Source organism: Aciduricibacillus chroicocephali (assembly GCF_030762805.1).
Lineage (GTDB): Bacteria > Bacillota > Bacilli > Bacillales > Amphibacillaceae > Aciduricibacillus > Aciduricibacillus chroicocephali.
Genome location: NZ_CP129113.1, coordinates 1,400,818 through 1,423,032 on the forward strand (window position 1 = coordinate 1,400,818; position 22,215 = coordinate 1,423,032).

The window sequence follows — 22,215 nt, forward strand, 5'->3', positions numbered from 1 at the left end:
GATTATACGAAGTGCGGCCGGCAATATCAAGCCGGCCGTATTTTCATTTCCTCAAATATTTTTCATTATACTTTTCCAAAAGATAAGATAACGGTTTGTAAAGCAAAGCCATGAAAAACGCATTTCCAATTGCATGATATGTGTCAAATGGCAAGCCAGCCAAATAGTAAGGCCAGAAATCTCCTGTGATCTGAAAGGTAGGAATAGAGATTAGGAGGCCATATCCATACCCGCACAATACTGAATAAAAGATTAGAAATATTACATTCACTCTTAAAAGAAGATGGCTAAACAGTCCGCTCAAGCCACCAATCATTCCCCAGCAAACAACTTGCCATACACTCCAAATTCCCATGCCCAACAACATATTTGTCACAAATGTAATGACAATGGCGAGCATAATTGCTGGCCCTGCGCCCAGAAATAAGCCCGCCATAATTACAATTACTGTTACAGGCTGAACATTGGGTATATTGGCAAAAGCAATTCTTCCAATTACTGCGAGAGCACCTAACATCGCAATGACTGTCAGTCGGTAAGTATTATGGCTGATCACTTAAATGCCTTATATTCAAAGATAACTTTATCACCCGGCTTGAGTTTGTAGTCGGCCGCTCCAACATTCGGCATATCTCCATTAACATAATAGAGCCATCCGTAATTGTTCTCTTCACCTTTTTTCGGGTGGATTCCTTCTATACTAGTTATGAATCCTTTGTCTTCTTTGATGGAAAAGGTACTTTTCATCACATCCATCAAGATGTCATCTTTTTTTATGTCGACACCCTTCTGTGTAACAAGATCTTTCCCTTTCATAATTCTAATGCTGACTGTTTCTTTATTCTGCTCTGCAGTCTGATTTGTTTGTTTCTCGGACTTTTGATTCTCTGCTGTATTTTCTAGATTTCCGCAGGCGCCCAATGTTATTACAAGAAGTGCAGCGAATAGTATTTGAATTATAGATTTTTTCATCATATCATTCCTTTATCTTCTTTCAGATTATCAGGTACGGTCAAGCTGAAAACAGTTCCTTTACCGATTTCACTTGAAACAGAAATTGTTCCGCCATGTGCTTCCATGATGTTCTTTGCGATGGATAGTCCAAGACCGGTTCCCCTTTGCTTTCTCGTTCTCGATTTATCCGCCTTGTAGAATCTTTCAAAAACAAAGGGAAGGTCCTCTTGGGGAATCCCAGATCCCGTATCGGAAATTTGAGCAGAAAATGCTTCTCTCGTATTCCGGACATCTATTTGGACGGAACCAAATTCTTCAGTATGACGTAAAGCATTGTCTATCAGATTCGTGAATACTTGCTCCAATCGGTCTGGATCAAAGAATGCATTTGCTGTTTCATTATTAACGTTGATTTTCAGCTCAACTTTATTTTCCTGGGCGATTCCTTGAAACTTCTTAGCAATTTTGCTAATAAACTCTTGCACCGGAACTTCTGTAGGGTGCAACGTTATTTGTCCTGATTCCATGCGAGCAAGATCGAGCAATTCATTGACAAGGCGGCCCATTCGGAGTGATTCTTCATGGATGATACCGGCCAATTCATTCTTATCTTCAACCGTCTCTGCTATATCATCAACAATCGCTTCACTATAGCCTTGAAGCAGAGAAATCGGTGTCCGCAATTCATGCGACACATTCGCAATAAAGTCTTTACGAAGTTTGTCCAATCTCCGTTCCGCTGTCATATCACGAATTACTGCCACAGCCCCACGTACTTCATTCTCTTTATCATAGAGCGGTGTCATGATGATCACCCAGTAGCGGCCTGAATGTGAAATTTCTTTTTCTACTTCTTTTTCGCCACCAATGATCTGTTGCAGCAGCTCCGCCAAACCTGGTGGAACTTTTCTTTCCTCGCCTTCATTCTCAGCATAATGATTAAACAGTATTTCTGCTGTTGGATTAGAAACGATAAGTGTCCCTTCGCGGTTCATTGTCGCAACACCATCAGCCATCGAGTTCATAATGCTTGAGAGCTGCTCTTTCTCTTCACTTAGCGCCTGGATATTCATATTTAACTGTCTGCCCATCCTATTAAATGCAATGGCAAGTTCACCGATTTCGTCATGGGTAAGTATAGGAACTTTTGTATCAAACTTGCCTCTCGCCAAATCGAAAGCAGCTTCTCGCATCTTTATTAGCGGGGCAGTAATTCGAGTGGAAAGGAAGAAGGCAAAGACTGTCGTCAAGATGATCGCCGTGCCGGCAGCAACAAAAATTATTTTTGTCGTCTCCGCTTTTGTACGGTTAATCATTTCGAGTGATTGAAGTACATAGACAGCTCCTTCATTTTTCGGAAGCCGTATGCCGACGAGCATTACCTCTGTAGCGGTGCCCGGGAGCATGACCTCTTTATGCATCTTTTTCTCTTTATTAAGAAGCTTGTCAAAATCTCCGTAATCACGGTACCAAGAAAATTCAGGGTTCTCGCCTAAGGACTTATCTGTCGTACTTGAATTCCATACTGTACCATCTTTCAGTACAAGAGCAACTCTGCTTGACGGGTCCTTTACCCGTTCTACGGTTTCCTCCATTACGGAATTGCTGTCATATTCTTCGTAAAGAATTGATACTTTCTCGGCAGTCTGCAGCATCTGCTTTTTTGCTTCGTCAATATGATAGTTTTCAAAGAACTCCAGTAGCAGAATGGTTAGTACGAGCAATACAAATGATACAAGCAGTAAAATGGTTACAGCAAGCTTTCCAACTACACTTCTCCAGAACATCAGCTTGCCTCTACATCAAATTTATAACCGACGCCCCAAACAGTTACGATCATCTTGGCAGCTTCTTTTGATACACTTGTCAGCTTCTCGCGTAATCTCTTCACATGTGTATCAACTGTTCGCAAGTCACCAAAGAATTCATACTCCCATACTTCTTTCAGCAGCTGTTCTCGTTTGAACACTTTATCCGGGGACTTGGCCAAAAATACGAGTAGATCGAATTCCTTCGGTGTCAGCTGGATTTCCACATTATCGGAAGTGACTCTGTACGCATCAAGGTCTATAGATAAATGTGGGAATACAAGCAAATTCTTAGCCGACGGGTCAACCTCTTTCCGATCTGCTGGTGATGTTCGACGCAGTACCGCCTTCACCCTAAGCACTACTTCACGGGGACTGAATGGTTTCACTATATAATCATCCGCTCCTACTTCGAATCCCTGTACTCGGTTTGTTTCCTCGCCTTTAGCTGTAAGCATAAGAATTGGTGTTGTTTTCTTCTCCCGAATTCCGCCACAAACAGTAATTCCATCCATTTCCGGCATCATGATATCGAGGAGGATAACGTCATAATCATTTTCAAGCGCGAGGTCTAGTGCCTCCTGTCCATCTACCGCTTCGTCCACTTCAAAATCTTCTCTTTCCAGATACATGCGCAATAGTCTTCGAATACGATCTTCATCATCGGCAATCAGTGCTTTGTATTGTGTTTCCATCTTCTCATCCCTTTTAAATTTTTTAAACAAAAAACATGGCATAAGTTAAACTTAATGCCATGTCCTCTGTTTGGTCAAGCGTAGGAATGCAAGCCAGCCAGGATTAGATTGACAGCTACGAGGTTGAACATAATTATTGCAAATCCAACAACTGCAAGCCATGCAGATCTTTCTCCATGCCAGCCGCGTGATAACCTCAAGTGCAAGAATGCGGCATAAAAGAACCACGTAATAAGCGCCCATACTTCTTTAGGATCCCAGCCCCAGAAGCGATCCCATGCAATCTGAGCCCATATCGCTGCGAAAATCAGTCCTCCTAATGTGAAAACTGGAAAACCGATTGCCACAGAACGGTAAGAAACTTCATCTAGGAGATCTGGCTTAACTCTTTGCATGAGCGGTTGTAAAATGGCTCCCACACGCTTTCTGAACAGAAGCAGTGTCAAACCATAAAGTACTGCACCAGCGATTACAGACCAAATTAATGTGTTAAATTTACGACCTGCATCCGCTCCATGGAACCATGACGGGGTTTCTACCCAAGGCTTCATAACATCTTTTGAAAGAAGTTTACCTTCATTGGGTCCGGCAATGGCAGGCAAATGGTATGTTGTGTTTAAAGTCTTCCCATCAGCATTGTATTCAAACTCGGCATTATAGCCAATTGAATTGAATATGACTGTAATCAGGCTGAACCCGATGAATATATATAGGCTGAACATTACAACTTCCAGGAAGAAACTTCTCATATTCAATGTAGACTGGTCAATCTGACGTATTAAATAGATGAGACCAGCTACGAAACTGATCGTCAGGATGCCATTGCCAAGTGATACTGTTGTAACATGGATGTACAGCCAATGGCTTTGCAAAGACGGTACGAGGGGCGCAATATCACGCGGGAACATGCTTGCATAGGCAATGATCAGCATCGCTACCGGCAAAGCGAAGAGACCAAGCACATTCACTCTATAAATGAACCAAAGAATTATAAAGCCAAGGATGATTGTCATGCCAAAAAACGTTACAAATTCAAACATATTACTTACTGGTGCATGTCCGCTTGCAATCCACCTAGTTATAAAATAGACAGCTTGGGCAAGAAATCCAATTATCGTAAGCCCTATGCCTATTTTTCCACTGAAGCCTATTTTATCCTTTTGCTTTTGGTCACGGATTGTTGCTCCAAAGAAGAAGGTTGCAATCAGATAAAGGATGAAAGCGGTATAGAGAGCTGTACCGCTTACTTTAATCAGTTCTTCCGTGCTCATTCATTTTCCCCACTTTCCCTATCTCTCTCTTTGTCTAGTTCCTGTTGATCCTCTGGAGAATTAATTGGCAGATTACCTATTGCCCGCTCAATATCCCGCTGCAGGCTGAACCAGTTTTTGTTCGTATGAGCAGCTAGGAGAAGTTTGCCGTCATCAGTCGGGTGTATCCAAACACGGCGGTGTTGCCAATACATGCCTTGAATTACACCAATCATGAAGATAGCCGCACCAATGATATAAAACGGCAATGTATAATCTCTTCGTACCGTAAGACCGCTTACATTTCTCGTCGTGAAATCAGCGATGGCAAGTTTATATTTGTTCTTGCCTGATGCATCAATATTCTGACCAATGCCAGCAAAACTGACCTCAGGATTTTTTGCATCTTTTTCATAGACCGAGAACACAAATGCCGGGTTTCGCGGATAAGGAGACTTTGAATCCGGCTGCGGACCGCCTTCTTTATCCTCATTCAGAAAATAATCAGGATAGAACTGGGTCAGCTGAACTTTATAGCCGTCTTTTAACTTGTACTCTTTTTCAGGCGAGGTCAGGTCAACTTTAAAGGAATCAACCGGTTTTGCATCACGGTTGTCTTTTGGAACAAGCTTGAAGGTCATATCTTTGAATTCATTCAGCTGATAGTTTCGCTGGTACAATGCATAACCATCGAACTTTAGAGGCTGATTCATTCGAATTTCACCTGATTTGTATTGCTCAAGCTTAGGATCCTCTCCTGGAACTGCGCCTTCTTTCGTTTTGTATATGACAGCATTCGTCTGATAATTTTTGGCTACATCGCCTCTTTTTTCAATCGCATCTTTGAACTTTTCATCTTTTTCTCCATACGTCTCAAGGATAAACTTCTCGTTCTCGATGTAATAGGCACCATCTGTTCCTGGGATAACGATTCTCTCTCCTTCGCGTACGGAGACTGCTGCATCTTTGTACATTAGTGGAGTGAATCGCAGTATGGATGCAAGAAGGATGATAATTAGACCAATATGATTGATATAAGGACCCCATCTTGAGAAGCGTCCTTTTTCGGCAGCGATGTGACCGTCTTCTTCACGAATTCGATATCGCTGTTTGCGCAAATTATCGGTAAGTTCTGCCTTATGCTCAATTCCTTCTGTCACAGAGAAGAGACGCTGTTTGCGCAAGAACATTTCATGACGTTTCGGCTTTTGCTTTTTTAACGCTCTGTATAAAGGAACGACTCTATCAAGACTGCAAATGACGAGCGAGATCCCAATTAGAGCAACTAATGTTATGTACCACCAAGAACTATAAAGATTATGGAAGCCAAGCTGATAATAGATTTTTCCAGGCAATCCATAACGATCCTCATAAAATATAGACGGATCCCTTGAAACTGCCTCAGCCGGTATGTACATTTCTTGTGGAAGAAGTGTTCCAATGGCCGAGGCGACCAAAGTCAGGACTATTAGCCAGATACCTACTTTTACCGAAGAAAAAAAGGCCCATACTCTATCTACAATGGAAGTTTGATAGACTTGGGACCGACGGGCGCTTCCATCATAGCGCATGTTCGCAAGCCCGCCGCTGTTATATTCTTTTTCGTCAATCGGTTTACCACATGCTTCACAAAGAACTGTTCCTTCAGGGTTGACATGACCACATTCACATTTGATCCTGTTCATTTTAATTACCACCCTGTCCTGACTGGATTTCCTTCAAATAACTTTCCAGTGAATCCTCGTCTAGTTCTCCGTTCACTTTTCGGACAATTTTACCTTCGGGATTGATGAAAATAGAACTTGGTATTGGCTTAATTCCATACAAATCCCTCACTGTCATATCCTTGTCGCGGAGAACCGGGAATGTCAGATCGTATTTGTCAATGAAATTCTGAACGACGAGTTCAGTTGAGTCTAAATTGACGGAAACGATGGCAATACCCTGATCCTTGTATTTGTCATACATGGACTGTATGTAAGGCATCTCTCTTTCACATGGCGGACAATAAGTTGCCCAGAAATTAAGCATGATCCCTTTCTCTTTCAGTTTACTGAGCTGTACCGCATCCTCGGGATTCGCTTTATTCAGTTGGGAAAGCTTAAAATCCGGAGCCTTGTCCCCTTCAGCATATGTTTCCTTATCTCTTGTGAAATTAGAAATGAGGGCAAACGTCGTCGCACCTACGAGGACGACAAGGATTGCCGAACGGAACAGCAAGCGCTTTCTTTTTTTTCCTTTCTTGCTGTTTATCCGATCTTCCAAACTCATGCTGTTCACCTCCAATAATAAGTATAACATTGATTGTATGCTGAATTTCGACAATTCGGAAACAATTAGAGGGAGACTTGTTTCCGAAGTGCCTTAATTTCATGAGGTGCCAGCGGGCGCGACTCGCCTGGCTGCAAACTGTCAAGAGTAAGCGTGCCATATCTTTCACGCTTTAGTTTGAGAACAGGGAAACCTAATCCTTCCATCATGCGTCTTATATGACGGTTCTTCCCTTCCTCGAGTGTGAGCTGGATTATCATAGTATTCTTTTTTCTGTCTGTTGAAATAACATCATATCTGATTGCTTTTAACAGATCTTTTTCTGAACGAACACCCCTTTTAAGCTGTTTCAACTGTTCAGAAGTTGGAATCCCTTTGATTTTAGCAACATAAACCTTTTTGATGCCGTGGCGCGGGTGCATGAGCATGTTGGCAAATTCACCATCATTCGTCATGATCAACAATCCCGATGAATCATAATCCAGACGTCCGACAGGGAATAGACGTTCTCCAACGTGTCCGAAGAAATCCGTTACTGTCTTGCGGTCTTTGTCATCCTTAACACTGGAGATGACACCGCGGGGTTTGTAGAACACATAATAGGCGAGTTTCTCTTTCTTAATCTGCTCCCCTTCAACTTCTATTCTGTCAGTCGGAGAAACCTTAGTCCCTAGTTCAGTTACTGTCTCACCGTTCACTTTAACAAGACCGTCAAGAATCATCTGTTCAGCTTTTCTTCTTGAAGCAATACCACTGTGGGCAATAACTTTCTGCAATCTTTCCATTAATTGATCACCATGTCTTCTCTTTAAATTTGAACAAAAGTGCAGAACCGGTCTTAGGCCAGCACTGCACTCGTCACTTAACCAAATATTATTGTAACAATAATGATTGATGCTATTATACCAATTAGATCCGCCAATAGTCCAACCTTTAATGCGTATTTCATACGATTGATGCCAACTGCACCAAAGTATACCGTCAGTATATAAAGTGTCGTATCCGTGGAACCTTGCATTGTTGCGGCAAGCCTGCCGATGAAGCTGTCGGCTCCAAAACTGCTGATGATGTCTGTAGTCATGCCGAGTGCTGCTGTTCCTGAAATCGGCCTGATCAGCGCAAGTGGAAGTATTTCGGAAGGTACGCCTATATACGCAAGAAAAGGAGCAATAAGTCCAATTGCTGCATCAAGCGCACCCGAGCTCCGCAAAATAGAAATTGCTACAATCATGCCAACGAGAAATGGCAACAGGGACAAAGCCATTTTTGCGCCTTCCTTGCCGCCTTCAACGAATGCTTCATAGGCCGGGACACGCTTAATGGTCGCTACTACAAGTACTGTCGCTATGAAAAGAGGGATCAGCCAGACACTGATCCCTGTAAGAATGCTCATAGTACTCCTCCAATCAGCCGGACTTGCGCCGGTCAAGATAATAGAATAACCTGTCCAAACATAGGGCACCAGTTAGTCCAATGATAGTCGCGAGCAACGTCGGTCCGACAATTTCCGTAGGTGAAGCTGATCCGTATTTAAGCCGAATGGCAATCACAGTAGAAGGAATCAGTGTCAAGCCAGCTGTGTTGATAGCCATAAATGTAATCATTGAGCGTGAAGCTTCATTCGAGCCCGAGAGATTTTTTAATTCTTTCATCGCTTTTATTCCCATTGGTGTTGCCGCATTACCAAGTCCGAAGAGGTTTGCCGTTATATTGGATAAAATATAACCCATTGCCGGATGATCCTTTGGCACTTCAGGGAAGATACGACTAATCAGTGGACTAAGAGCTTTGGCCAGCATTTTTAGCATACCTGCCTGCTCAGCAACCTTCATAATACCAAGCCAGAAAACGAGAACACTAACGAGCCCGATTGTAAGGGCCACAGCATCATCTGCACTTTGAAAAATTGCTTTGTTCACTGCGTCCATATTGCCGAAAAGAGCCGCATACACAATGCCGATGACTGCCATTGCAGCCCAGATGATGTTGATCATTCAGCTCACCTCACTTTCAGAATCCGTAAAAACATCACTTGGACATCTTTAAGGAAACTTGACTCATCATTAATAGTACTTGCCGTTTCCTCCGTGAGACGTCCGAATCCATACTCATAAAGCTGGATATGATCATTCCAATCATCTGGAGCGTTTAAAGTAACGACTACAAGTGCATGTCCATCTTTCTCCGCTGTTGTTAGAAGGGTTCTCCCCGCTTTTTTCGTGAACCCTGTTTTTCCGCCCGTACAATATCTGTACTTTTCTGTAAGAAGGCGATTTTTGTTTTTCCAGGCATATGATCGTGACTCTGCTTTATGCATTTTTGTTCCGGAAATCTTTTGGAATTCCTTGTTTTCCATCGCATACCGCATAAGCAATGCCATATCATAGGCTGTTGAATAATGAGTGTCTGATTCAAGGCCATGCGGATTATCAAAATGTGTATTTTGCATGCCAATCCAAGCTGCTTTTTCATTCATCAAATGAACAAAACCCTCTTCACTGCCACCGATTTGTTCGGCAATTGCGATTGCTGAGTCATTGCCAGATCGAAGCATGAGCCCATACACAAGATCTTCCACGTTCATTTTCTCGCCTTGCTCCAAATAAATAGAAGAGCCTTCTGTATAAATTGCTTTTCGGCTTGTTTTGGCGATCTCATCCATTTTCCCCGACTCGATTGCTATAATAGCAGTCATCACTTTTGTTATGCTGGCAATAGACTGCTTCTCATGAGCTCTCTTTTCAAAAAGAACTTTCCCGCTCTTTTGATCAAGCAAGACGGCATTATTTGCAGAAACACCCTGAGCAGCAATTTCCTTCGCCGGAAAGAGAAACAGCAGCAGACAAGCCAAACATAGCGGGAATATACGCATCCCTTGTCCTCCCCGGTAAAAAAGTTAGTTCCCTAGAATGTATGCTCAGTTTGTCCTTCCTATGAAAAAACATGTCATGGCTTAGGCCATGACATGTTTAATGTTCCTGCTCTTTTTGCAAAGTCCTGAAGAAAAGATCTGCCTCTGTTTTTTCCTTGCCATCGTCCGGCAACTCCAAAGGCGGCAATTCCATAAGGGAAGTAAGACCAAATGAGATAAGAAACAATTTGCTAGTCCGGAATAATATCGGGCGTCCAATCGTTTCTTTCCTTCCTGCTTCTTCTATAAGTTCTCGCTGCATCAGCGTATGAATTGGCCGATCACTTTTCACTCCGCGTATTTCTTCAATTTCTGTTTTTGTTATTGGCTGCCGATAAGCTATAATTGCCAAAGTTTCCAACGATGCTTGTGAAAGTCTTGCCGGCTGTGCTGTTTCAAATAATTTTCTGCAATAGCTAGCCATTTCCGGTTTCGTCGCAAAAAAATAGACATCGCCTGATTTCATAATAGCGAGTCCGCTTTGATCTTTACTGTAGCGTTCTGAAAGGCGCGATAAAGATTCTCCTGCCTGATCCGGCTTAATAGAAAGGATGCTTTGAATTTGCCGCAGCGTCACACCTTCATCCCCGCTGGCAAATAGCAATGCTTCAACTGCAGCATCCATATGTGCATGTTCCAAAGGAATCCCCCCTTTTTATCGGCTTTTAATTAGTCCGATATGCATATCTGAAAACTGCCTTTCCTGATGACAATTGATACGACCGTTTTTAAGCAGCTCCAACAGTGCAAGGAAAGTCGCTACAATATGAGCTTTGGAAGGATACTGGAATAGCGTTTCAAACCGGAGTCCCTGCGGTGCATTCTCAAGAAGAAGAACGATTTCTCTCATTCTTTCTTCAACCGGAATTTCCGACCTTGTTACCGTAGCAAAAGAAGGTTTCTCCCATTCTTTTCGTTCCAACATATTTCCTAGCGCACTGATCAAATCGTAAACTGTACTCTCTGTCGGCGCTGGTGCTGTATGCTCGGCTTCATTATTTTCTTCAGGCGGCACAGAGGGCGCTCTTGTAAAAACAGACTTCTCTTCTTTTTCCTGCAGCTTGCGTGCAGCTTCCTTGAAAGTCTGATATGTAATGAGACGATCCATCAATTCTTCGCGTGGATCTTCCTCATACTCCTCATCCGGCTCAGGCACTTCCTGTCGCGGTAGGAGCATCTTGCTTTTAAGTGCAAGCAAAGTTGCGGCCATTACCAAATATTCTCCAGCAATATTCAATTCCAGTTCCTGCAGCTGGCGTATGTATTCAACATACTGCTCTGTTATAACTGCCACTGGAATGTCGTATATGTCTATTTCCAATTTATTGATCAGGTGTAGGAGCAGGTCAAGCGGGCCTTCAAATATATCTAGTTTTACTTCATATCCTTCGTTCATAAATTCATGCATCTCCTCATACCAAACGCCCAGACATCTTTTCGGGCTGGACATAAGCTAATCGTGTAAGGACCACAAAAAACAAGGAGGAATCAGCCATGAGTACAGGTGTAGGTTACGGTGGAGGTTTCGCTTTGCTTGTAGTATTGTTCATCCTTTTGATCATTGTGGGAGCTGCTTGGGTATATTAAGTCCGGTAAAAGCAGGAAAACCAGCTCATTTATGGAGCTGGTTTTCTACTTTTCCCCAACCTGTTCATCTTCGCATTTGCGATGAAAATCACCTGTGAAGTCATCCGCGCTGAACTCATACTTGCCATCATACATTTTTTTCACTTCATTGATCATCTTGCGACCAATCCCCTGATTCCTGTATGAAGGGTTTACTGAGATGTGCTGGAGGACAGCATGTGTTCCTTCCTCAATCTTAATGCCTATAATCCCAAGAATGTCATCTTCTCTCCAAAAGTAAAGGTGCCAGTCCGGATTTGTCTCATATTCCTTAACGGTCTGTTGCAGCTTTTTGACATCTTTTTCTTCGGGCATGAAGGAAAGCAGCCCCATCGCAATCTTTTCCAAGTTCTTTTTATAGCGAGTTAGCATATTGACCCCTCATTAAAATTAATTCACGGCTAGTATATAAAATGTGCGTTCACCGTCTGGCTTCGTCTTTTAAAAATCCACATACATATATAGTTATGCACGAAGTCCGTTTTTTTGTCAATTGACAGGAAAATGATGAGTTCCTGTTCATTCTTTTGCCATTAGCCTTGATATAGCAGAGTACCCATCCGATTCCAGATTTCCTATTTTAAATGGAAGGAAGTTAATGCAAGCAATCCATAAATTGAAGAGGAACGTCAATTCCCCCGTAAATTGAAAAACTGGTACATGTATAACATAAAACAGAAGTGCCATAATACCACTTGCCATTGGTCCGCCGAGAGATACTGCAGCCCTCTGCCAATGTTTTAGGCCCGGTTTTTCCACTCCTGAAGTGCTGCCTCCCGATATCCAATACAACCTTATGATCAAACTGAAGCCTGCAAAGCGCAAATAGGCAATCTTTTTGCCGATACCAATTGAGATTACAATCTCATCCGCTCCACAAAAATACGCTACTGTTGCATGACCAGCCTCATGAATCATAATTGATAAGGGAGCTGCAATAAGGAGGAATAGACACATTTCAATAAAAAGTTGCATTCAAAGTTCTCCGCAAAACAGGCTTAGCACATTCCGCACTAAGCCCGTTTCATAATTAGCCTTCTACTCGTACTTCTTTCATTACATCGCCATTATTCATAGCTTTCGCTTTGTCGATGCCTGAAGTGACCTGTCCAAATACAGTATGCACACCGTTCAGATGCGGTTGCGGCTCATGAACGATGAAGAACTGGCAGCTTCCTGTATCCTTGCCGGCATGTGCCATGGAAAGAGATCCTTCCACATGCTTATGAGGATTGCCCTCTGTCTCACATTTAATTGTATATCCTGCAGACCCAGTACCGTTACCGGTCGGGCAACCACCCTGACTGACAAATCCAGGGATGACACGGTGGAATGTCAAGCCATCATAGAAATGTTCATTCGCCAACTTTTCAAAGTTAGCTACAGTACCAGGTGCTTCTTCCGGGTACAATTCAAATTCGATTTTGTCGCCATTTTCCATCAAAATATGTCCTGTTTTTGCCATTATATGACATCTCCTTCTGTTACAGTCGATGAATTCAATTCATCTTACCATTTATAGTGAGTTGTGAAAAGAGAAGAGAATCAGGACAAGTAGGAAAGGTCGTTTTTCACGACATCTTCGTAAGTCTCACGCTTAATTACAAGTTTCTCTTTGCCATTTTCAGCGAAAACGACCGCTGGGCGTCCAAAACGATTGTAGTTGTTTGCCATCGAGTAACCGTAAGCTCCTGTTGCAAAAACAGCGAGAATATCACCAGGATTGATTTCAGGCACAGGTAGGTCCCAAATCAGCATGTCTCCTGACTCACAGCACTTTCCTGCGATTGATACTGTTTTCTCCTGTTTTGCTTCCGGACGGTCCGCGATTACTGCTTCATATTTTGCTTCGTATAGCGCCGGGCGAAGATTATCACTCATGCCACCATCGATAGAGACGTACTCACGGATACCCGGAATATCTTTAAAGGAACCGATTGTGTACAAAGTAATCGCTGCGTTTCCAACAATAGAGCGGCCTGGCTCAATCCAGATTTCCGGAACCGGAATATCAAGCTTTTCAGACTGCTTTACAACTTCAGCATAGATGCTTTCTACATAGTGTTCATATGGCAACGGCTCATCGTTCGATGTATAGCGGATTCCAAAACCGCCGCCGAGGTTGAGCACTTCCGGTACAAAGCCATGAGCTTCTTTCCATTTCTCCAGTTGTTTAAACAGAGCATCAACCGCAACAACGAAGCGATCAGTTTCAAAAATTTGTGATCCGATATGGCAATGGATTCCTTTGAAGCGGATTCGCGTATGATTATGAAGCAAATTGAATCCCTGATCTGCTTGTCCATTTGCAAGGTTGAAACCGAATTTAGAATCTTCATTCCCAGTCATGATGTATTTATGTGTTTTGGATTCAATTCCAGGTGTTACACGCATGAGTACATCAATTTGTTTGTCTTCTTTTTCTAGAATTTCGCCAATCAGCTCAATATCGTAGAAATTATCGACTACAATACAGCCTATTTCTTTCTCGATAGCCATTTCAAGTTCTGCCCTGCTTTTATTATTGCCGTGCAAATGGATTTTTTCTGTCGGGAAACCAGCCTGAATTGCTGTATAAAGCTCGCCTTCCGATACTACATCAAGGCTGAGCTTCTCCTGCTTTGCCACTTCTACCATGGCAACTGCTGAAAATGCCTTGCTTGCATATGCAACTTGTGCCTTTGCGCCAAGACGTTCGAATGTTTCGACAAAAGCGCGAGCATTTCTACGGATAATTCCAACATCATAAACATAAAGAGGCGTACCATATTTTTGAGCCAGTTCCATAGCATCGATTCCGCCAATCTCAAGATGTCCGCTAGCATTTACTTCAAAAGGATGTTTGTGCAACATAAGATGTCCCCCGTTCTAATATAGGAAAATAATCTATACTTTATCACATTAACGCGAAAAACAAAAGATTTTCCTGTATTTTGCGAATTGGGGGATATTGCTTTCTATTCTGGATGTTCAGCTGTTTTTCTTACGAGGTTGCCTGTAAACATTCTTCGGATGTGTAATACTAGGTCGTTTGTCTGCAAATGGTACTGGAATACGAAAAACGATATGAAGCATTGCATAGGCATTGAACGGTATAAATGGCCATAGGTACGGTGTTTTCAAAGCTCGTGTTTTAACAAGAACTAGAAGGTTCACTGTAATACCAATCATGAAACCTACGACACCGAACAGTGCTGTCATAACTAGAAGGAATAGCTTTGCAAGCTTATTTGATACACTAAGCTCATAACTCGGTGTTACATAGGAACCGATAACGCTAATTGCCACATACAAAATGACTTCCGGAGAAAAGAGACCAACATCCACTGCGATTTGACCGACAAGCACGGCCGCTATGAGGCCGAGTGCAGTTGTTAGCGGAGTCGGCGTATGAATGGCTGCCATCCTCAGAAACTCAACCCCAATTTCAGCGACAATTATTTGTAAAAATATTGGAATCTCACCTGTTTTATTAGGTCCGATAAAATCAAGCATCTTAGGAAGCAGTTCAGGTTTTGTCACAAATAGCAACCATAGTGGCAACAAGTAGATGGACAGAAAAACTGCAATGAAGCGAACCCATCTTACAAATGTGCCGACTGTAGGCGATTGCCTATATTCTTCCGCATGCTGTAAATGGTGAAAGTATGTTGTAGGTATGATGATGACACTTGGTGATGTGTCCGTCATGATAAGCACATGCCCTTCCAGAAGGTGAGCAGCTGCGACATCTGGCCTTTCCGTATAACGGACGAGCGGATACAAGTTCCATTTTGAATCCAAAATGAATTCATCCACTGTTTTATCAGCCATGGCAAGTCCATCAATATCTATTGCGCTCACTTTGTCCTTCACTTCGCGGACAAGTCCATCATCAGCAATATCCTCGATGTAACTTATACATATATCCGTTCTGGAACGTTCCCCCACTTTCAGCATTTCATTTCTTAATCTTGCATCCCTTACCCTGCGTCGTGTAAGTGCTGTGTTAAGCACAATATTTTCTGTGTAACCATCGCGAGAACCACGGATAACCCTTTCCGTATCTGGTTCTTCCGGATTTCTGCCTGGATATGACCTCAAGTCAACGACGAAAGCAAGCTTTTCTCCATCTAAGAAAATGACGATGAGACCTGCGAGCAGTTGGTCAACGGCTTCATCCATTGTTTCTACAATTTCTACCTGTTCATGGACAAGACGATTCTGGACAATCTCTTTTAGCTTTTTACGATTGCTTTCAAAGTCATTGATTTCAATCAGTTTTTTCATGATTTCAACTACAAGTGCTGAATCACATAGTCCATTGACATAATAAAGCTGAAGCTGTTGTTTCAACACGACGATCTCGCGGAAACCAACATCATAGGATACACCTGTGCCAATCCGGTCTTTCATATATTGTTCCGTATCTTTTATTTTGGGTGAGATAGGCTGTTTACTCTCAGTTCTCGCCAAACCAAGACACTCCTTTCATTACGATGTCATTGCTATTTAACAAAACTGAGCCACTGAAAGAGCGATCCTGCAATTTTCCCGAAAACGAACGCCATGATCAGCCATTTCAAGTATCTCTCTAGTCGGAGACGCTTTGATAAAATTGGAAAAACGTTCAGTATTTCGGTTAATGCAGCAGCAAGCATGCCAACGAAAAGGCCATGTAGCAGTCCCCAAACCGCAAGCACAATTACAGGCACACTCCATGTCCATCCTGTGAAAGACAAATATGTTCCCATAAGAGCTCCTGCGGTTGCACAGGTTCCGAACAGGCGAATATGCTTTTCTGCCCTTGCCAGCTGAACGAGACGTGGAATTACACCAAGTACAGTAATGAAAGCTACAAAACCGGCTCCGACTGCCAGTCCGCTTGAGAAGCCGAGCAAGATTTGCCCAGCTTCAGCTGCGATGGCTCGGACCATTCAGCCCATTCTCCTTGTCAATGATGTACTCTTTCATGCTTTGCTGGTATTTAAAAATTTCCACTTCAAGAGGGCTCGGCTCCTCATTGAAACGTTTTTTGAACCAGTGATTGAAGAAAACAAGCATGCCAATTCCGAGTCCAAACGAATAGGGCACTTGGATGGAAAGTGGATACTTCTCTTGTTTTCCGGTGAGCAAATAATGCAGTTTTTGCTGGACTTCCTGCATGGACACATCGTAGTGAAAATTCATGATTGTCATTGCAGACCCGATAAAAAGGATGATCCACACTGCCGCTGCCATCCAAACCGGCATACTCTTTTTCTCTGTTTCAACATGAATGATTGTCTGATTCGGTCCAATAAGCTGTATTTCCAGTGATGGGTCTGATTCCTGCAAATGACGAATGACCATGAACCCGTCAATGACAATGTAATTGCTGTCTTTTTCAGTAACTTTATAAATTTGTTGTTTCTCCAGCTTCTCTTTCGCTTCTGAGAAAGTCTCAACTAAAGCGATATCACGCAACCGTAATAACGGAGTGCCACTCGTTTTGACATATTTCTTCATGCGAATGTAGACGATTTTTCCCATATGCCCACCTTCCAATAAAGATGTCTTGCTTTAGTATTGGTCAAAGGCGGCTGTTTTATCATATTTTGCATGAAAAAAAGCACTGCCTGTATGGCAGTGCTTACGGAACGTTCATGGACAACTTTATATCTTGTAAGATTTTCTTCTCGAGACGCGATACTTGAACTTGAGAAATGCCAAGTCTCGCAGCCACTTCAGATTGAGTCTGATCTTTAAAATAACGCAAATAAACAATTAGCCGCTCTCGCTCATTCAGCTCTTTAATCGCTTCATGGAGCGTCAATTTATCGAACCAATTTGTGTCTTTGTCTGCGATCTGGTCAAGCAAAGTAATTGGATCACCGTCATTTTCATAGACAGTTTCATGAATTGACTGAGGTGCTCGCGCCGCTTCCTGCGCCTGGATAATATCTTCTGGGGGAAGTTCCAGGGCTGTCGCAATCTCAGTGATTGTCGGAGATCTGCCGAGTTCTTTCGTCAATTCATCTTTCTTACGGCGAATTTTATTGCCCGTTTCTTTAAGAGATCGACTCACCTTAATTGTGCCGTCATCACGTATGAAGCGCTGAATCTCGCCAATGATCATAGGCACTGCATAAGTGGAAAAACGCACATCGTAACTGAGATCAAATTTGTCGATGGATTTGATCAGCCCAATGCTGCCAATCTGGAAAAGGTCATCTGGCTCATACCCTCGGTTGATGAAACGCTGAACGACCGACCATACAAGCCGAACATTCCTCTCAACGAGCAGATCCCTTGCTTCTCTGTCACCTTCCTGACTGAGCTGGATATATTTCTTCACTTCTTCATCCGATAAAGTTCCGGTCTGATTATCACGTTTTACAAATACATCCATGGAGCTACCTAGTTGCAGACCGTTCTGCTGGTGGTCAGCTGTTTTTTCATTCTAATTTCTGTGCCTTCTCCGGCTTTTGAGGTGACCTCAACATGATCCATAAAATTCTCAATGATCGTAAAGCCCATTCCAGACCTTTCAAGTTCTGGCTTAGACGTGTAAAGCGGCTGGCGTGCCTCTTCAATATCGCCTATTCCAATTCCTTCATCACGAATTACAAGTGTGATCTCTCCATGATCGATGGCGCACTCCATATAGACAAATTTGTCCGGATCATTGTTATAGCCGTGAATAATTGCATTCGTCACGGCTTCTGAAACAACAGTTTTGATTTCAGTCATTTCATCAACTGTCGGGTCAAGTTGAGCAATAAACGATGCGACTGTAACACGTGCGAACGATTCATTAGCACTAATGCTTGAAAATTGGACTTTCATTGCATTTTTCATGAAGCCACCCCCAGTACTGAAAGCGCAGTATCCTCACACTCTGCATGCCGGACAATTTTATACAAACCTGACATCTCGAATAAACGCTGTACTGGAGGCGTGACTGAACAGACAACCATCTCTCCACCGAGCTGAAGTACTTCTTTATATCTACCTAGGACAACACCAAGGCCCGAACTGTCCATGAATGACACAGCTTCCAAGTTGAGTAGCACATGTTTGACGGGATTTTCGTAAATCATGTCTCTCCACTGATCCCGCAGCTTCTCGGCCTCATGATGATCCAATTCACCACTAAGGCGAACGACGAGAACATTCTCTCTCACTTCAAAATCTGCTTGCAATGACATCTTTTGTCCTCCTATCACAACTGTTGTGATAATAGGTTTCTGCCTGTTGCTGCTATATTCCTGCAACTCGACAAAACTAGAAGCAATGAGGCAAATTAATCTGTCATTCAGTCAATTTTCGCGACCTTCTGCAATGTACGTTTCAGCAATTGGAAGTAAGAAGCAGGTTCCAAGTCTTCCTTCATAACAAGATCGGCAGTTGATACAGTCTTATCGCCAGACTTGATGATAAGGGTTCCTACCTTATCGCCCTTTTTCAATGGAAGATCAAGATTTTCTTTCAATTTTTTCTCGACTTTAAACTTCTCTTTCTTACCGTTTTTCTTATGCAGCGTACTGACAGACTGAGAAACGACGACATCAGCTTTTCCTTTGTCGGATTTAAACATTTTCAGTTCAGTAATTTTATCGCCACGGTTAAATAGTTTATTCGTTTCATACTGTCCAAACCCATGGTTCAGTAACTCCGTTACCATTGAATTTCTATCCTTTGTCGTTTTTGCTCCCATAACAACAGAGATGACACGCATCCCATTCTTCTCTGCTGTTGCAGTCAGGCAATATTTCGCTTCACTTGTAAAGCCGGTTTTCAGGCCATCGACACCTTTATAGAACTTTACAAGCTTGTTTGTGTTGACAAGCCAAAATTCATTTTTCTGACCTTTACGCAAATAGTCTTCATACACGGATGTATACTTTGTAATGTCCTCATATTTCAATAATTCCTTAGCAATCATCGCCATATCATAGGCAGTACTGTAATGACCTTCTGCAGGCAGGCCCGTTGTATTTTTGAATGAACTGTTTTTTAGTTTTAGTTCCTTCAGTTTTTCATTCATTCTCTCGACAAAAGCATCTTCACTGCCTGAGATGTGTTCAGCCATTGCAACAGATGCATCGTTTCCGGACGCCATGGCAATTCCTTTCAGCATGTCATTTGCTGACATTTCTTCTCCAGCTTCCAGGAATATTTGAGAGCCGCCCATTGATGCTGCTTTTTCACTTACCGATACCATGTCGCTTTTCTTTAAGTTACCTTTGTCCATTTCTTCCATAATTAGCAACATAGTCATTAACTTGGTCATGCTTGCTGGCGGCAATTTTTCATGTGCATTCTTATCATAAATGAGTGTGCCTGTATCCTTTTCAATCAAAATTGCAGACTTTGCCCCTGTCGCAAGGCCCTTGTCTTCCTTTTCAGCTGCTTGAATCACAGGCGTCATCGTGACGCTCAACATAAAGGCTGTGATGACTGACGCTATCCACTTTTTCATAAAACGACCTCCACCATTCAATATAGGAACAGTGTTGCCAAAATAATCTCTTTTTATAACAAAAAAGGCATACATCAAAAATGATGTACACCTTTAAAAAAAATTGCTTCTCAGTGGATCGTTTTATAAATAAGCGGCCTTGAAATTGGTTTTTCGTTTGAAATAACAATTGCATCGAGCAGCTGATCGTTAACCTGTCCATACTCAGGCAAGTTCGTATGAATTGTGAGAAGAGCTTCTCCACTTTTCACATAATCTCCTGTCTTCTTATGAAGCATGATTCCTGCCGCAAGATCGATGACCGACTCTTTTGTTTCTCTTCCAGCCCCAAGTTTCATTGCTGCATGTCCAATTTTCTCTGCATGCATGCTACTTATAAAGCCTGAATATGGGGATGGCAATTCAATAATGTGGCTAGCTTGTGGAAGTCTGTCAGGCTTATCGATAATTCTGCCATCACCGTTTTGGCTTTCTATAAATGTACGGAATGTTTCAAGAGCTTGGCCGCTGCTAATTGAAGCTTCGAGCTGTCTCCATGCTTCTTCCTTTGTCTTCGCAACTCCGCCCAAAAGAGCCATATGGCTGCCTAGCTCAAGGCAGAGTTCTGTCAGGTCTTTTGAACCGTCTCCGCGAAGTACCTCCAAGGCTTCCCTAATTTCAAGTGAATTGCCTATAGCCTTTCCGAGCGGCTCGTTCATATCTGAAATAATAGCGGATACTTGCCTGCCCATATGTTTTCCGATTTCCACCATTGTCTGGGCAAGCACTTCAGCGTCTTGAAGTTCTTTCATGAATGCACCGCTTCCCGTTTTCACGTCAAGAACGATGGCTTCCGCTCCAGCAGCAATTTTCTTGCTCATTATGGAACTGGCAATGAGCGGGATGGAGTCGACAGTTGCTGTCACATCACGCAAACTGTAAAGCAATTTATCTGCAGGTGCCAGATTGCCTGTCTGTCCGACGACCGCGATTTTATTCTCATTGACCAGCCTGATGAATTGTTCGTTTTGTATTTCTGGGGTAAATCCAGGAATAGACTCCAGTTTGTCAATCGTTCCGCCTGTATGTCCAAGACCACGGCCACTCATTTTAGCAATCGGAACACCAATCGAGGCAACTAGTGGAGCAAGTATGATTGTTGTCGTATCCCCGACGCCTCCCGTTGAATGTTTGTCTACTTTTATTCCATTAATGGAAGACAAGTCAATCATATCACCGGATTCCGCCATTGCCTTTGTTAAATCGGCACATTCTCTGCTGTCCATTCCACGCAAATAGATTGCCATCATAAGAGCACTTGCCTGATAATCGGGAATTTCCTGCGCTACATAACCTTTGACGAAGTAACGGATCTCTTCCTCAGTCAGCATCTGGCCGTCTCTCTTTTTGGAAATGATATCGTACATACGCATGGCTTTCACCTCAATTCACATCCATTGTTGCGATTATTTTGTCAACGAGACTTGTGAATCGCTGTTCCGCAGCAGCTGCGGTCACAATAACTTCTTCATGTGAAAGCGGTTCATCCAGAATGCCTGCTGCCATATTCGTAATGCAGGACAGACCGATGATGCGCATGCTCATATGTCGTGCTGCGATAGCTTCAGGGACAGTCGACATCCCAACTGCATCCGCTCCAAGCACACGTAATGCACGGACTTCAGCAGGTGTTTCGTAAACCGGTCCAATGTTGGAGGCATATACACCTTCTTTAAGGTCGATGCCCAGCTCTTGAGAAGCATTCCGCGCACATTGTATGTAATCTCTATCATATACGGCTGACATATCAGGGAAGCGTTCCCCGAGTTCCGGATCATTCGGACCGACCAGAGGATTCGTTCCCAAATTGTTATAATGATCCGTGATCAGCATTAAATCTCCTGGCTTGAGCGACTCATTGATACCTCCAGCAGCATTCGTCAGTAACAGGGAGGTTGCACCGAGCGCCTTCATGACCCGGATTGGAAAGACGACCTGCTCCATTTCGTAACCTTCATAGAAATGGAAGCGGCCCTGCATTGCAAGTACTCGCTTCCCATTCAATTCCCCGCTGACAAATTGCCCTGCATGCCCCTCAACTGTAGAGACAGGAAAATGCGGAATTTCCTCATATCGAACAATTTGAGGATTTTTTATTTTTTCAGCATAACGGCCGAGTCCGGAACCAAGAACGAGCCCCATCTCCGGCTTGTCCGTAATTCTGGTGCGGATAAACTCAGCTGCTTCCAAGATCTTTTGGTCCATTCGAAATCCCTCC

The 22,215-nt window shown here is 43.0% G+C and carries 26 protein-coding genes and 1 pseudogene; 1 reads left to right on the forward strand and 26 read right to left on the reverse strand.

Annotation, left to right across the window (positions count from 1 at the left end):
• Positions 1 to 43 precede the first annotated feature (43 nt).
• The 13 genes and pseudogenes from QR721_RS07310 to QR721_RS07370 all read right to left on the reverse strand — a co-directional run bounded on the left by QR721_RS07310 (position 44) and on the right by QR721_RS07370 (position 11,285).
• Positions 44 to 556, reverse strand: coding sequence for an ECF transporter S component (locus QR721_RS07310; protein ID WP_348025533.1), 513 nt, complete (start codon positions 554 to 556; stop codon positions 44 to 46).
• Positions 553 to 972 (reverse strand): DUF4430 domain-containing protein, encoded by a 420-nt coding sequence (locus QR721_RS07315; protein WP_348025534.1) that lies wholly within the window; start codon positions 970 to 972, stop codon positions 553 to 555. The genes QR721_RS07310 and QR721_RS07315 overlap by 4 nt, the downstream gene beginning before the upstream one ends.
• The gene (locus QR721_RS07320) at positions 972 to 2,741 is read right to left on the reverse strand and encodes an ATP-binding protein (protein WP_348025535.1); all 1,770 of its coding nucleotides are present in this window, start codon (positions 2,739 to 2,741) and stop codon (positions 972 to 974) included. Before QR721_RS07320 ends, QR721_RS07315 begins: the two co-directional genes overlap by 1 nt.
• Positions 2,741 to 3,457, reverse strand: coding sequence for a response regulator transcription factor (locus tag QR721_RS07325; protein ID WP_348025536.1), 717 nt, complete (start codon positions 3,455 to 3,457; stop codon positions 2,741 to 2,743). Before QR721_RS07325 ends, QR721_RS07320 begins: the two co-directional genes overlap by 1 nt.
• A gap of 74 nt (positions 3,458 to 3,531) precedes the next feature.
• A complete protein-coding gene (ccsB, locus tag QR721_RS07330; protein ID WP_348025537.1) occupies positions 3,532 to 4,728 on the reverse strand; it encodes a c-type cytochrome biogenesis protein CcsB in 1,197 nt (398 codons plus the stop codon).
• On the reverse strand, positions 4,725 to 6,392 hold the full coding sequence (resB, locus tag QR721_RS07335) for a cytochrome c biogenesis protein ResB (RefSeq protein ID WP_348025538.1): 1,668 nt from the start codon (positions 6,390 to 6,392) through the stop codon (positions 4,725 to 4,727). Before resB ends, ccsB begins: the two co-directional genes overlap by 4 nt.
• Before the next feature lies 1 nt (position 6,393).
• On the reverse strand, positions 6,394 to 6,978 hold the full coding sequence (gene resA, locus QR721_RS07340; protein WP_348025539.1) for a thiol-disulfide oxidoreductase ResA: 585 nt from the start codon (positions 6,976 to 6,978) through the stop codon (positions 6,394 to 6,396).
• Between the two features lie 65 nt (positions 6,979 to 7,043).
• Complete coding sequence (locus tag QR721_RS07345) at positions 7,044 to 7,763, reverse strand: pseudouridine synthase (protein ID WP_348025540.1); 720 nt, start codon at positions 7,761 to 7,763, stop codon at positions 7,044 to 7,046.
• A gap of 77 nt (positions 7,764 to 7,840) precedes the next feature.
• Positions 7,841 to 8,371, reverse strand: a complete 531-nt coding sequence (locus tag QR721_RS07350; RefSeq protein ID WP_348025541.1) for a spore maturation protein — start codon at positions 8,369 to 8,371, stop codon at positions 7,841 to 7,843.
• A 13-nt stretch (positions 8,372 to 8,384) separates the two neighbouring features.
• Positions 8,385 to 8,972 (reverse strand): nucleoside recognition domain-containing protein, encoded by a 588-nt coding sequence (locus QR721_RS07355; protein ID WP_348025542.1) that lies wholly within the window; start codon positions 8,970 to 8,972, stop codon positions 8,385 to 8,387.
• Positions 8,973 to 9,076: 104 nt separating this feature from the next.
• Positions 9,077 to 9,850, reverse strand: a pseudogene (locus QR721_RS07360) (D-alanyl-D-alanine carboxypeptidase family protein); the annotation flags it as partial.
• 97 nt (positions 9,851 to 9,947) lie between these two features.
• The gene (scpB, locus tag QR721_RS07365) at positions 9,948 to 10,514 is read right to left on the reverse strand and encodes an SMC-Scp complex subunit ScpB (protein WP_348029807.1); all 567 of its coding nucleotides are present in this window, start codon (positions 10,512 to 10,514) and stop codon (positions 9,948 to 9,950) included.
• 30 nt (positions 10,515 to 10,544) lie between these two features.
• Positions 10,545 to 11,285: a segregation/condensation protein A gene (locus tag QR721_RS07370; protein ID WP_348025544.1), complete on the reverse strand. Its 741-nt coding sequence runs from the start codon at positions 11,283 to 11,285 to the stop codon at positions 10,545 to 10,547.
• Between the two features lie 98 nt (positions 11,286 to 11,383).
• Here QR721_RS07370 and QR721_RS07375 point away from each other — a divergent pair, with 98 nt between their 5' ends.
• Positions 11,384 to 11,476 carry a YjcZ family sporulation protein gene (locus QR721_RS07375; RefSeq protein ID WP_348025545.1) on the forward strand — a complete coding sequence of 31 codons (93 nt, stop codon included), beginning with the start codon at positions 11,384 to 11,386 and terminating at the stop codon, positions 11,474 to 11,476.
• Positions 11,477 to 11,521: 45 nt separating this feature from the next.
• Here QR721_RS07375 and QR721_RS07380 read toward each other — a convergent pair whose 3' ends face one another.
• From QR721_RS07380 to QR721_RS07440, 13 genes are all read right to left on the reverse strand, one after another.
• Positions 11,522 to 11,887 (reverse strand): GNAT family N-acetyltransferase, encoded by a 366-nt coding sequence (locus tag QR721_RS07380; protein ID WP_348025546.1) that lies wholly within the window; start codon positions 11,885 to 11,887, stop codon positions 11,522 to 11,524.
• A 147-nt stretch (positions 11,888 to 12,034) separates the two neighbouring features.
• Positions 12,035 to 12,490 carry a M50 family metallopeptidase gene (locus tag QR721_RS07385; protein ID WP_348025547.1) on the reverse strand — a complete coding sequence of 152 codons (456 nt, stop codon included), beginning with the start codon at positions 12,488 to 12,490 and terminating at the stop codon, positions 12,035 to 12,037.
• A 55-nt stretch (positions 12,491 to 12,545) separates the two neighbouring features.
• Entirely contained in the window at positions 12,546 to 12,980 is a 435-nt protein-coding gene (locus tag QR721_RS07390; RefSeq protein ID WP_348025548.1) for a peptidylprolyl isomerase, read from the reverse strand.
• Between the two features lie 80 nt (positions 12,981 to 13,060).
• Positions 13,061 to 14,368, reverse strand: a complete 1,308-nt coding sequence (gene lysA / locus QR721_RS07395; protein WP_348025549.1) for a diaminopimelate decarboxylase — start codon at positions 14,366 to 14,368, stop codon at positions 13,061 to 13,063.
• A 117-nt stretch (positions 14,369 to 14,485) separates the two neighbouring features.
• Positions 14,486 to 15,970, reverse strand: coding sequence for a spore germination protein (locus QR721_RS07400; protein WP_348025550.1), 1,485 nt, complete (start codon positions 15,968 to 15,970; stop codon positions 14,486 to 14,488).
• A 32-nt stretch (positions 15,971 to 16,002) separates the two neighbouring features.
• Positions 16,003 to 16,431: a stage V sporulation protein AB gene (locus QR721_RS07405; protein ID WP_348025551.1), complete on the reverse strand. Its 429-nt coding sequence runs from the start codon at positions 16,429 to 16,431 to the stop codon at positions 16,003 to 16,005.
• Positions 16,409 to 17,026 carry a stage V sporulation protein AA gene (locus tag QR721_RS07410; protein WP_348025552.1) on the reverse strand — a complete coding sequence of 206 codons (618 nt, stop codon included), beginning with the start codon at positions 17,024 to 17,026 and terminating at the stop codon, positions 16,409 to 16,411. The genes QR721_RS07405 and QR721_RS07410 overlap by 23 nt, the downstream gene beginning before the upstream one ends.
• Before the next feature lie 100 nt (positions 17,027 to 17,126).
• On the reverse strand, positions 17,127 to 17,885 hold the full coding sequence (gene sigF, locus QR721_RS07415) for an RNA polymerase sporulation sigma factor SigF (protein ID WP_348025553.1): 759 nt from the start codon (positions 17,883 to 17,885) through the stop codon (positions 17,127 to 17,129).
• 8 nt (positions 17,886 to 17,893) lie between these two features.
• A complete protein-coding gene (spoIIAB, locus tag QR721_RS07420; RefSeq protein WP_348025554.1) occupies positions 17,894 to 18,334 on the reverse strand; it encodes an anti-sigma F factor in 441 nt (146 codons plus the stop codon).
• On the reverse strand, positions 18,331 to 18,684 hold the full coding sequence (gene spoIIAA / locus QR721_RS07425; RefSeq protein WP_348025555.1) for an anti-sigma F factor antagonist: 354 nt from the start codon (positions 18,682 to 18,684) through the stop codon (positions 18,331 to 18,333). Before spoIIAA ends, spoIIAB begins: the two co-directional genes overlap by 4 nt.
• Positions 18,685 to 18,791: 107 nt before the next feature.
• Positions 18,792 to 19,958 carry a D-alanyl-D-alanine carboxypeptidase family protein gene (locus tag QR721_RS07430; RefSeq protein WP_348025556.1) on the reverse strand — a complete coding sequence of 389 codons (1,167 nt, stop codon included), beginning with the start codon at positions 19,956 to 19,958 and terminating at the stop codon, positions 18,792 to 18,794.
• Between the two features lie 110 nt (positions 19,959 to 20,068).
• Positions 20,069 to 21,370 (reverse strand): pyrimidine-nucleoside phosphorylase, encoded by a 1,302-nt coding sequence (locus QR721_RS07435; RefSeq protein WP_348029808.1) that lies wholly within the window; start codon positions 21,368 to 21,370, stop codon positions 20,069 to 20,071.
• Positions 21,371 to 21,380: 10 nt separating this feature from the next.
• Positions 21,381 to 22,202, reverse strand: a complete 822-nt coding sequence (locus QR721_RS07440) for a purine-nucleoside phosphorylase (protein ID WP_348025557.1) — start codon at positions 22,200 to 22,202, stop codon at positions 21,381 to 21,383.
• Positions 22,203 to 22,215: the final 13 nt, after the last annotated feature.

Coding starts and splice junctions, on each gene's coding strand:
- QR721_RS07375 (WP_348025545.1), top strand. CDS start 11,384: ATGAGTACAGGTGTAGGTTACGGTGGAGGTTTCGCTTTGCTTGTAGTA.
- QR721_RS07315 (WP_348025534.1), bottom strand. CDS start 972: ATGAAAAAATCTATAATTCAAATACTATTCGCTGCACTTCTTGTAATA.
- QR721_RS07355 (WP_348025542.1), bottom strand. CDS start 8,972: ATGATCAACATCATCTGGGCTGCAATGGCAGTCATCGGCATTGTGTAT.
- spoIIAB (WP_348025554.1), bottom strand. CDS start 18,334: ATGAAAAATGCAATGAAAGTCCAATTTTCAAGCATTAGTGCTAATGAA.
- spoIIAA (WP_348025555.1), bottom strand. CDS start 18,684: ATGTCATTGCAAGCAGATTTTGAAGTGAGAGAGAATGTTCTCGTCGTT.
- QR721_RS07390 (WP_348025548.1), bottom strand. CDS start 12,980: ATGGCAAAAACAGGACATATTTTGATGGAAAATGGCGACAAAATCGAA.
- QR721_RS07385 (WP_348025547.1), bottom strand. CDS start 12,490: ATGCAACTTTTTATTGAAATGTGTCTATTCCTCCTTATTGCAGCTCCC.
- QR721_RS07325 (WP_348025536.1), bottom strand. CDS start 3,457: ATGGAAACACAATACAAAGCACTGATTGCCGATGATGAAGATCGTATT.
- scpB (WP_348029807.1), bottom strand. CDS start 10,514: ATGGATGCTGCAGTTGAAGCATTGCTATTTGCCAGCGGGGATGAAGGT.
- QR721_RS07370 (WP_348025544.1), bottom strand. CDS start 11,285: ATGAACGAAGGATATGAAGTAAAACTAGATATATTTGAAGGCCCGCTT.
- QR721_RS07430 (WP_348025556.1), bottom strand. CDS start 19,958: ATGAAAAAGTGGATAGCGTCAGTCATCACAGCCTTTATGTTGAGCGTC.
- QR721_RS07410 (WP_348025552.1), bottom strand. CDS start 17,026: ATGGGAAAAATCGTCTACATTCGCATGAAGAAATATGTCAAAACGAGT.
- QR721_RS07345 (WP_348025540.1), bottom strand. CDS start 7,763: ATGGAAAGATTGCAGAAAGTTATTGCCCACAGTGGTATTGCTTCAAGA.
- QR721_RS07435 (WP_348029808.1), bottom strand. CDS start 21,370: ATGCGTATGTACGATATCATTTCCAAAAAGAGAGACGGCCAGATGCTG.
- QR721_RS07380 (WP_348025546.1), bottom strand. CDS start 11,887: ATGCTAACTCGCTATAAAAAGAACTTGGAAAAGATTGCGATGGGGCTG.
- ccsB (WP_348025537.1), bottom strand. CDS start 4,728: ATGAGCACGGAAGAACTGATTAAAGTAAGCGGTACAGCTCTCTATACC.
- QR721_RS07350 (WP_348025541.1), bottom strand. CDS start 8,371: ATGAGCATTCTTACAGGGATCAGTGTCTGGCTGATCCCTCTTTTCATA.
- resA (WP_348025539.1), bottom strand. CDS start 6,978: ATGAGTTTGGAAGATCGGATAAACAGCAAGAAAGGAAAAAAAAGAAAG.
- QR721_RS07320 (WP_348025535.1), bottom strand. CDS start 2,741: ATGTTCTGGAGAAGTGTAGTTGGAAAGCTTGCTGTAACCATTTTACTG.
- sigF (WP_348025553.1), bottom strand. CDS start 17,885: ATGGATGTATTTGTAAAACGTGATAATCAGACCGGAACTTTATCGGAT.
- QR721_RS07440 (WP_348025557.1), bottom strand. CDS start 22,202: ATGGACCAAAAGATCTTGGAAGCAGCTGAGTTTATCCGCACCAGAATT.
- resB (WP_348025538.1), bottom strand. CDS start 6,392: ATGAACAGGATCAAATGTGAATGTGGTCATGTCAACCCTGAAGGAACA.
- lysA (WP_348025549.1), bottom strand. CDS start 14,368: ATGTTGCACAAACATCCTTTTGAAGTAAATGCTAGCGGACATCTTGAG.
- QR721_RS07405 (WP_348025551.1), bottom strand. CDS start 16,431: ATGGTCCGAGCCATCGCAGCTGAAGCTGGGCAAATCTTGCTCGGCTTC.